The organism is Dorea sp. MB18-49 (assembly GCF_023669465.1).
GTDB lineage: Bacteria > Bacillota > Clostridia > Lachnospirales > Lachnospiraceae > Dorea_A > Dorea_A longicatena.
Genome location: NZ_JAMOYX010000029.1, coordinates 24,978 through 34,223, shown reverse-complemented (window position 1 = coordinate 34,223; position 9,246 = coordinate 24,978). Strand labels below are relative to the sequence as shown.

Below are 9,246 nucleotides of genomic sequence, written 5' to 3'. Positions count from 1 at the left end.
ATATAAAATATATAGACCTATTCCTATCCATAGCACTCCCATGCAAACTCCAAACACTATCCATGGCACATTTAAAACTTGCAGCGGAATTCCTATAATAGCAACACAAAAACTATACACCAAATATCCTGTAATCAAATTTTCTGAAATGCTTTTATTTTTTCTATTTATTGCATTTCCAAATACAATTAACAGCAAAGTGAAAACGCAGTAAAATAACGTACATAGCAGATAATCTTTCACCACTATTCCCCTTTCTTTTCTTCCGCATCAATTTTACGATCTATTGCAATTTGCTGAGCCAAACTATCAACTTTATTTTCCAGTGCCGAAATCTGAATTGTATTATAAAATAACTTCACAATCAATACAAAGATAACGATCAGATATACCATATTAACCGTTGATTTAAATCCCAGAAATTCCGATATAGCTGACATAATTTGTGGAAATACTCCCATAATAACAAGTATACATGAAAATCCAATCCAAAAAACTGTATATTCTATTTTTAACTTTGCCAAGCGTATCTTTCTAAGCATAAATGCCAATAATACTATAGCTCCTACAACAAGTAAAATTCTAATAAAAATTGACATATTATCCCCTCTTTCTAAAGTTTTGTACAAATAATATTGATATCAACATTTTAACCATATATTTAGCTGCATTCGTCAAATTCAGATAACTTTCTCCTGCAACTCTCTCATCCATATTTACTGGTACTTCGGAAATCTCCGCTCCATTTTTCAACAAATATGATACAGTATCCGGCTCTGGTCCATAATTCAAATTCTGTGCGAATTCTTTAATCATTTTATGGGAAAACATTCTCATTCCTGATGTCGGATCTGCCACCCTTTTTCCAGTTGTAATTTTGATGGCTACAGTAAGCATCTTACTTCCAATCATTCTTAAAGATTTTTCCTTTTTCTGGTTGATAAATCTTGATCCGATTACAATATCATATCCTTCTTTTATTCTATTTAACATCGGTTCAATAAACTCTGGTCTGTGCTGACCATCTGCATCAAATTGAATTGCATACGAATATCCTTTCGTATATGCATACTTTAATCCAGCCTGAAAAGCCCCTGCAAGTCCAAGATTTACCGGTAGATTTAACATTTCATATCCTTTGCTCCTGCAAATATCCGCTGTCCGGTCTTTAGATCCATCATTCACAACAATATAATCATATTGACTATACTTATTCTTAATGAACGTAACTACATTTTCTATATTTTCTTCTTCATTATAAGCCGGAATCACTATCAATAATTCGCTTTTCATTCTTTTCTCCTTTGCTTATATTATTTTATATATCCTTCAAAATCATGAAATACCCGATCTTCTTCTTTCGGTAATTTCATATAATCTCCATACATTTTCGAAAGATACTCCTCATATCCTACAGGGATCGGGAACATTCCATCTCGGAACTTAACATATTTTGCCTCTGAAAATACTTCTTTAGAGAAAAATTCTTTATCTTCTACCGGCCATATGCGGTCTCCTACATATGTTCCCTCACAAGGAGTTACCATATCTATAACTTTCTTATTCCAATATTTGTAATCCTTATTTCTAAAAAGTATCTTATATGCACCTTTTCCGATAATGTTTAAAATACTTTTCTTCATCGTTGTAAGATTACCTGCAACATATATTTTATTCATCATCTTATAAAAGCGATGCTTTTTCATGATTTTTCTTAATGTTTCTTTTTCATCCGGCCATATATCCATCGGGAATATATCCATCCATACGCCTGTAGCATATTGTCTTTTTATATCCTTTTCAAATACTATAGTCGAATCATCTACCAATTTCATGTACGGATAAATATAATTATCATCTAGCGGTAATAAGAATTTGTATTTTCTTTCAGTATCCAGGTACCTGTTATCTTTTACCAGCGCAATTAATTTATCATAATCTTTACGTAACATGCATACATCTATATCGTCATCCCAGGGAATAAAATCCTGATGCCTTACTGCCCCCAGACATGAACCTCCGCTTAAAAAATACATGATATTATTTTCTTTTGCAAATTCATCAAATCTTTTTAACAAATTATATTCCAGCGATTGTATTTCTTTAAATTCTATTTTTTTCTTATATTCCTTCATTGTTTTATCCTAACTATTTATACTTACCATAAAAAAGCGGTATACTTTTTCCAAATATTCTTTTGAAGTGAATGTGAATCTGACTCCATCCACAAAAAAATGAATATATCTTTTTTGCTCTATATCATTAAGTAATTCATTAAACCTGACATTTGCTTTCAGATATTTTTCTGCCTTTTTAGAAGAGTTCTTCTCGGTTACATATTGTTTTGCTTTTTCAACATCCGCAATCTTTCCTTTTTTATAAGAACACGTTATATATTTTGCATATAAAAACTGTTCAAATAAATTGTTTCTGGAAATACTCTGAGATGTCATTCGGTACTGTAACACTACTTTATTAAGATTCGATACTCTATATCCCTTTAATAATGCCCTCAAAGTAAAATCATAGTCTTCGCACAATGGTATTTTTCTGTATCCGTTTAAATGTTCAAACATTTCTTTTCTTCCAAACCAGGTCGGATGTGGTACAACCTGATTATAGCGGATACACTTTTTTATTTTATCCGGATTCGCTGGGATTTTTTTGATGGAATAAATAACTTTTTCCTCTTCATCTATTACTTGTGTAATCCCCCCGATCAAATCCACATTACATTTTTCCAGATATTCTTTTTGCCACTGTAATCTTTCCGGAACGGATATATCGTCTGCATCCATCCTGCAGATATATTTGCCGTTTGCATACGACAGACCTCTGTTCAAAGAATACGTCAGCCCCTGATTTTTTTCATTAATATGGAATTGAATTCTATTATCTTTTTGTTGATATTCCTTTATAATTCTAATATGATCTGAATTATCCGGATTGTCTAAAATAATAATATACTCAAACGCTTTATACGTCTGATTTAAAATAGATTCTATCGATCGCCTGAGCTGATTTTCAGGCTCTTTATATGTCGCCATTATTACTGAAACTTCTGTCATAACACTCCTCAATTCTATTTATACTTTATCTTTATTTCGGATTCATTTCACGTTTACTATTCATACCTATAGCATACCACTTTCCCTATTATAACGAACAATACCTTAAAAAGCAAATTAAAAGCTATTGACTTTATTCTTCAAAAATGGTTACATAATAATATTACGAAAAAAGAAAGTTGAGGTATCCTATGTTCGACACTTTACAAACATTTATTGCCCCCAGGCTGCGTAGTTTTCTCAAACTGCTGTCCATCGGGCACTTTCATAAAAAAAGAATTGTATTTTTCAGCTATTTTGGCGCACAATATTCTTGCAATCCCAAATATATTTCCGAATACATGCAGGAACGCCATCCTGATTTTGAGATTATATGGGCTTTTAAATCCCCTCAAAACTTTTCTTACTTACATGATAAGGGAATTAAAACCGTCAAATATTTGCATCCTTACTTTTTGCATGTATGCCTGACTTCAAAATTTATTGTTACCAATTCAGAAATTCCTGCATGGTTTCCAATTATGAAACGTCAGGTTTATATTAATACATGGCATGGTGGTGGAGCATACAAACGTGTTGGCGCTGCCTATCAGAAAGAAACCCCCGGAAAACAGATCCGCGCGGAAATTGCACGAGAAGTACCTTGTACATATGTATCAAGTTCAAACGCATTTACAGAATTAACGATCCATCAAAGTTTTCATCATGACGGAACCATTCTTTCCTGCGGAATGCCGAGAAACGATATGCTGTTCAATAATGATCATCCTGAATTGCACGATAAGATCCGAGCGTACTATCACCTCCCTTCAGAGGCAAAGATCCTTCTATACGCCCCTACTTATCGGGAATCAAAAGCGGCTTCTGATTATTTATTCGACTGCAAGGCAATTCAATCTGCTCTTTCAGAAAAATTTGGCGGCAACTGGTTTATTCTATTCCGTACACACTACTTTGTTATGAACCAGTTAAATAATGCTGCCAATTACATTGATGCTTCCAATTATCCTGATATGCAGGAATTGCTGTATGCCGCAGATGTTCTTATCACCGACTATTCCTCTTCTATGTGGGATTTTTCACTTACACGGCGCCCGTGCTTTTTATATGCTACGGATTTGAACTACTATGATCTGGATCGTGGATTTTATTCCGACATTCACACCTGGCCATATCCTTTAGCCGAGTCAAACAGTGCGTTAATTAAAAACATTAAACAATTTAATAATGATCAATATCAAAAAAATATCCAAAAGCACTGGGATGCGCTCGGCAGCTATGAATCCGGACATGCCTGTGAGACCGTCGCAAATTATATTTTAACTTCTAATACATAAAAGGGAAGAGCAAATGCTCTTCCCTTTTTAAAATCCTAAGATCTGTGAATTTTCTTCCGCTTCAACAATCGCTCTAAAGGTATAAAAATCCGATGGTGTAGTTATTTTTATATTTTCCGGTTTTCCCATTACCGGGAATAACTTATATCCTTCTGCCTGCATAAGTGTCGCCGAATCAATGTAAGAATTAATGTTCTCTTCTCTCGCATGATCATGTGCCGCAAGCAATTGTCCATATATATATGTCTGTGGAGCTCTTGCAAAACGACATTTTTTCCGTTCAACGCTTTGAGTTAATTCATTTTTTTCATTAACCATCATAACCGTTTCCGTTGCTTCAACAACAGTTATTGCATTTCCCTTTTCTTTCGCTACTTTGATATTTTCACTTATTAATTCTTCATTGATCAATGGACGAACACCATCATGTATTAATACAATGGAATCTTCTTCTATTTGTCCCCGCATCGCATTCAAACCATTATAGATAGATTCCTGTCCCGTTTTTCCTCCAGGTGTAATCCATTTCACCTTTTTAAGCTGATACTTTTCAATCAGCTTTTTCAGATAATCGATCCAGCCTTCTATACATACAACAGATATTCCATCTATTTCCGGATGATTTTCAAAATGTTCCAGAGTATAGATAATTATTTCTTTATTGTGTAATGTTAAAAATTGTTTTGGTTTTGTTTTGGTATTCATTCTGGTCCCGGTTCCGCCAGCAAAAATCACTGCATAATTCATAAAACTTTCCTCCTAATTATTTTTTTCTGTACACCCAGTGTGCAAGATAAATGAGATCCACCATTCTATACTTCATTAAAGACCAATACAGCTTTCTTGTGACCGGTATATTTTCAGTATTTATATTTTTAAAATTATCCCGGTAACACTTTCGTCTTAAAACTGTTTTCAATTCTTTTCGTCTCGTCAGGTAATTTTTTGGATTATTTTTATGTGCATAATCGCTATTAATTGACTGACTTAACAATTGAATACTCTTATTATTGTACGCCTGATAGAACCGCTCATCTTTTCCATGTTCTTTGATAAACTTTAATATATATCTGGATATTCTTTCCAGAATATCAATCGTGCCCTCTGTATACTTATTCACAGTTGAACCGCTATTCATTCGATAATGATATAAAAAACGTTTCACATACAATACCTTTTCCGCCGTCTCAAATGCATGCAGATTAAAGACTGTATCCTGCCCTCGTCTTAATTCCGGCTCATAAATTATATTTTGTTTCCTCAGCCATTCAACATCATATGCTTTTGCCCACGTTGTTCCAAATGTTGCAAATCTTGGCACATAACTGGCTGCCTCTTTAAAAATAGCCTGTAATTCCATTTCTTCTTTTTCTTTTCCTGTGAAATATTTCTTTTCACCATTCCAAAATGGATTTTCAATCTCTTCGTCATTTTTATTTATATATGCTGCCGAAGATATAATCTGCACATCTGGATTATTTTTAAAATTATCATAAAAGAAAGCACAAAATTCAGGCTCTACCCAGTCATCTGCATCAACAAATGTTATATACGACGCTTTTGCATTTAGGATTCCGTTATTTCTTGCTACTGCTACCCCCTGATTCTCCTGTTCAACTACCCTGATTCTTTCATCCTGTCCTTCAAAGCTTTTACATAAATCTAAAATTTCCTTTTTCACACCATCGGCAACAATAATAATTTCAATTGCTTCCAATGTTTGTTGTTTCAGGCTCAAAATGCATTCTTCAAAATATTCCTTTTCCACACTGTACACAGGAACAACTACACTCATTTGAGGTTCTATCATAATTATTTTACTCCTCTGATTTTTTGTATCATATTAACTAAGTTATAATACAAAAATACACTTCTGTATTTTCTATATTTTAACAGCCATAATTTTATTTTATTTAAATTAAGATCCATCACCCGAAGATCTATTGCTGCAATAGCAGACTTATATGGCTCTTCATTCATTAGTATTTTAAATTCGCGAAATGCATTTTTCCTATTCGGATTATCCGGATGTAAAAAATATTTTCCGATCAGAAAATACGCAATAACTCCAACTCTGACACAATACGTATTTCTATATGTCTCAGATGTATTTATTCTTGGTTCTAATTCATAGTATTTCTTTAAAATACGCGTAGATGTGTCTGCATTTCCCGCAAAAAACGTGTGTGTCGTCGACTCGCCGTGCAGCCTGTAATGATACAATGGTTTATTTATATATGTAAATCTTTTTATATACTTATGATATTCATAGTTAAAAAGTTTATCCTCTCCTTGTTTCAAAGAGCTGTCAAATCGTATATTATTTTCTTTAATGATACTTCTTTTATACAAATGACAAACAGGTCCCTCCAATGTCGGAATCCTTATCTCATCTTTCGACAGCGAAATTGTTCTCAAAAAATTCAAATTAATCTTTTCAAGAAGCTTCTCATCATCAACACTAAGATCTTTTTCATAATTTTTCTTTATTTGCTGATTTGCATCCTTGTTTAAATACATGTTCCAGACAACCATATCATTTCCGTCACGCTTTTCCATGGCCAGTTCACACATATTTTTTTCAATCCAGTCATCCGCATCAATAAAAGTGATCCACTCTCCCGTTGCTTTTTGAATTGCATTATTTCTGGCCATAGATACACCTTGATTTTTCTGATGCAAAACCATAATCCGACTGTCTTTTTCCGCATATAGATCACAAATTTCTCCACAATTATCAGGCGATCCATCATCTACAAGAATAATTTCCAAATTAGAATACGTTTGTTTCGATATACTTTCAATACATTCTTTTAAATATTGTTCTTTAATTTTATAAACAGGAACAATAACACTGATTTTTTCCACCAACTATTCTCCTTACGCTTCCATATCATTCATCATACGCAAATATGCTTCTTTCATATCTACTTCTGCTTTCCAGCCTAATTTATTTAATTTTTCCGAGCTCAAATGCATTTTCACTTTTGGAGCATATCCCAGGCTCTTGGCCTCATCTGGAATATCAAATTCTACTTTTATCTCTCCATTCGAAACATCGTTTGCCACAAGTTCTGCCATTTCTCTTATAGTCATATGCGACTTTTCATTTACAACATTATAAGCTTCTCCGACTTTCCCCGAATATCCTAAAAGCAACAATGCCCTGATAACATCTCTTGTATAACAATAATTGCCTTCGGAACTTCCATCTGTTCGCAAAACAAGATTCTCTTTTTTCATAGCACTTCTTGCGAATTGTGCATATACACGATTATCTTCCTGTAATACGCCCGCTCCAAATGTTTGTGCAAGTCTTGCAGATTTCACCGGCAAGCCAAATTCTGCCGTATATGCATTACATAAGCATTCACATATTCTTTTTCCCTCTGAATAACTGCTTCTTACATTTTCCAGTTCTATATACCCCAGATCTTTTTCTGTTATATACTCTTTCTTTTCATCCGGAATACCATATACTTCCATTGAAGAAACATATACCATTCCTTCAATCTTTTTATCTACTGCCAAATCCAATACATTCTTTGTTCCCATATATGAAGTTTGTATCGTCAGGACCGGATGCTGCACCATCATCTTGGATGCTGTAATACTGACTGTATGAAAAATATAGTCTACATCTCCTGCTATTACCGGTATCTGTTCAATGTCACCGATCATCAAATGAATTCCGTAGTTATTATACCATTTTCCATATATTCTTTTTGCCTTTTCTTCATTTCTGATCAATCCAATAATTTTTATATTTCCCTGATGCAAACAATTGTAATACGCAAAGGCTTTCACCAGTAATGACCCTATAAGCCCTGTCGCTCCCGTTACAAATATGGTTTTATTTTTGTATTTGCTCCATTCCAGATCACTGTTAGCAATATATTCCAAATCCATTTCTTCCATAGATTTTTCCATTTTTCTTTCTACCATCACTTATTTTCTCCTCTTTTGTTTTCATAAAAATCATATACTTCTTTTAATACTTTCAGGGATTGTAAATGATTTTTTATTTCAAACATTTCTTTTTTTCTATTCTCCTTGATCATATCATCTGTCGATGCATCTTCTCGATGAAAAACATGAATATCCGGTAAATACACACTGTTCAATCCATTTTCAGTCAAATGCTTCATTAAAATTGCTTCTTCTCTATATAAGAAAGTTCTATCATCCAACCCATTAAACTTTTCTATATATTTTCTTGAGAACAGCATAAAACATCCATGAAGTTGAACATACTCGTATCTCTTAATAAATTCTTTTTTCTTTTTCTTTTTTAACGGTTTTATTTTTCGATAAATATTCTTTATCTTTTCCAAATGATATTTGTAAACCACACTTTTTATTTTATACGCCTGAATATCATGCTCTACTTCCTGTTTACTCATTGCATTCGTTCGTATAGGGTTAATATCACATCTGCCGTCGGCACTTAATATCATCGGCCCTAATACAGCAAATTGACTTCTTTTATATTCTTTCTCTACTTTTTCAAGGAAATCATCATCTAACAAATAAACATCATTATTCATCAGCACAATATATGATGGATTCCATGTTTTTTCAGCATATCTGAAGCCCACATTATTTCCCCTTGCAAACCCCAGATTCTCCTGATTTAAAAGCACTTCTACATGGTCATCATTTTTATAATGTTCTTTCAATAATGCACCTGATTTATCCGGGGACGCATTATCAACAATTACTATCTTATACATGTCTGTATCGATTTTTTTCTCAATTGAATCCACGCTTTTGTACGTTTCATCTATTGCCAGATAGTGTAAAATAACAAAAACTATTTTCATATTTTATCCTCTACATTT

Annotated in this window: 11 protein-coding genes; 1 reads left to right on the top strand and 10 read right to left on the bottom strand. The window is 33.3% G+C overall.

The genetic code is table 11. The features are described from left to right. From NCY30_RS09670 to NCY30_RS09650, 5 genes are all read right to left on the bottom strand, one after another. The coding region (locus NCY30_RS09670; RefSeq protein WP_250818698.1) for a hypothetical protein at positions 1-243 on the bottom strand (243 nt) is incomplete at its 3' end. Between the two features lie 2 nt (positions 244-245). Beyond that, the gene (locus NCY30_RS09665) at positions 246-599 is read right to left on the bottom strand and encodes a DUF2304 domain-containing protein (protein ID WP_022415597.1); all 354 of its coding nucleotides are present in this window, start codon (positions 597-599) and stop codon (positions 246-248) included. A 1-nt stretch (position 600) separates the two neighbouring features. After that, complete coding sequence (locus NCY30_RS09660; protein WP_055181859.1) at positions 601-1,293, bottom strand: glycosyltransferase family 2 protein; 693 nt, start codon at positions 1,291-1,293, stop codon at positions 601-603. A gap of 20 nt (positions 1,294-1,313) precedes the next feature. Next, positions 1,314-2,135 carry a LicD family protein gene (locus NCY30_RS09655; protein ID WP_022415599.1) on the bottom strand — a complete coding sequence of 274 codons (822 nt, stop codon included), beginning with the start codon at positions 2,133-2,135 and terminating at the stop codon, positions 1,314-1,316. Between the two features lie 9 nt (positions 2,136-2,144). Then, on the bottom strand, positions 2,145-3,068 hold the full coding sequence (locus tag NCY30_RS09650) for a glycosyltransferase (protein WP_055194655.1): 924 nt from the start codon (positions 3,066-3,068) through the stop codon (positions 2,145-2,147). Positions 3,069-3,259: 191 nt separating this feature from the next. Between NCY30_RS09650 and NCY30_RS09645 the strand changes: the two genes are divergently transcribed. Beyond that, entirely contained in the window at positions 3,260-4,405 is a 1,146-nt protein-coding gene (locus NCY30_RS09645; RefSeq protein WP_022415601.1) for a CDP-glycerol glycerophosphotransferase family protein, read from the top strand. A 27-nt stretch (positions 4,406-4,432) separates the two neighbouring features. Here the strand turns inward: NCY30_RS09645 and NCY30_RS09640 are convergent, their stop codons facing one another. Genes NCY30_RS09640 through NCY30_RS09620 form a run of 5 tightly spaced genes read right to left on the bottom strand, consistent with a single transcriptional unit; the run spans position 4,433 to position 9,228 of the window. Then, entirely contained in the window at positions 4,433-5,152 is a 720-nt protein-coding gene (locus tag NCY30_RS09640) for an IspD/TarI family cytidylyltransferase (protein WP_022415602.1), read from the bottom strand. A 16-nt stretch (positions 5,153-5,168) separates the two neighbouring features. Further along, positions 5,169-6,215 (bottom strand): glycosyltransferase, encoded by a 1,047-nt coding sequence (locus NCY30_RS09635; RefSeq protein WP_250818697.1) that lies wholly within the window; start codon positions 6,213-6,215, stop codon positions 5,169-5,171. Positions 6,216-6,217: 2 nt separating this feature from the next. Continuing rightward, entirely contained in the window at positions 6,218-7,273 is a 1,056-nt protein-coding gene (locus NCY30_RS09630; RefSeq protein WP_250818696.1) for a glycosyltransferase, read from the bottom strand. A gap of 12 nt (positions 7,274-7,285) precedes the next feature. Then, positions 7,286-8,350 (bottom strand): NAD-dependent epimerase/dehydratase family protein, encoded by a 1,065-nt coding sequence (locus NCY30_RS09625; protein ID WP_161159283.1) that lies wholly within the window; start codon positions 8,348-8,350, stop codon positions 7,286-7,288. Next, positions 8,350-9,228 carry a glycosyltransferase gene (locus NCY30_RS09620; protein ID WP_022415606.1) on the bottom strand — a complete coding sequence of 293 codons (879 nt, stop codon included), beginning with the start codon at positions 9,226-9,228 and terminating at the stop codon, positions 8,350-8,352. Before NCY30_RS09620 ends, NCY30_RS09625 begins: the two co-directional genes overlap by 1 nt. Positions 9,229-9,246 lie beyond the last annotated feature (18 nt).

Coding starts and splice junctions, on each gene's coding strand:
- NCY30_RS09665 (WP_022415597.1), bottom strand. CDS start 599: ATGTCAATTTTTATTAGAATTTTACTTGTTGTAGGAGCTATAGTATTA.
- NCY30_RS09660 (WP_055181859.1), bottom strand. CDS start 1,293: ATGAAAAGCGAATTATTGATAGTGATTCCGGCTTATAATGAAGAAGAA.
- NCY30_RS09655 (WP_022415599.1), bottom strand. CDS start 2,135: ATGAAGGAATATAAGAAAAAAATAGAATTTAAAGAAATACAATCGCTG.
- NCY30_RS09650 (WP_055194655.1), bottom strand. CDS start 3,068: ATGACAGAAGTTTCAGTAATAATGGCGACATATAAAGAGCCTGAAAAT.
- NCY30_RS09645 (WP_022415601.1), top strand. CDS start 3,260: ATGTTCGACACTTTACAAACATTTATTGCCCCCAGGCTGCGTAGTTTT.
- NCY30_RS09640 (WP_022415602.1), bottom strand. CDS start 5,152: ATGAATTATGCAGTGATTTTTGCTGGCGGAACCGGGACCAGAATGAAT.
- NCY30_RS09635 (WP_250818697.1), bottom strand. CDS start 6,215: ATGATAGAACCTCAAATGAGTGTAGTTGTTCCTGTGTACAGTGTGGAA.
- NCY30_RS09625 (WP_161159283.1), bottom strand. CDS start 8,350: ATGGTAGAAAGAAAAATGGAAAAATCTATGGAAGAAATGGATTTGGAA.
- NCY30_RS09620 (WP_022415606.1), bottom strand. CDS start 9,228: ATGAAAATAGTTTTTGTTATTTTACACTATCTGGCAATAGATGAAACG.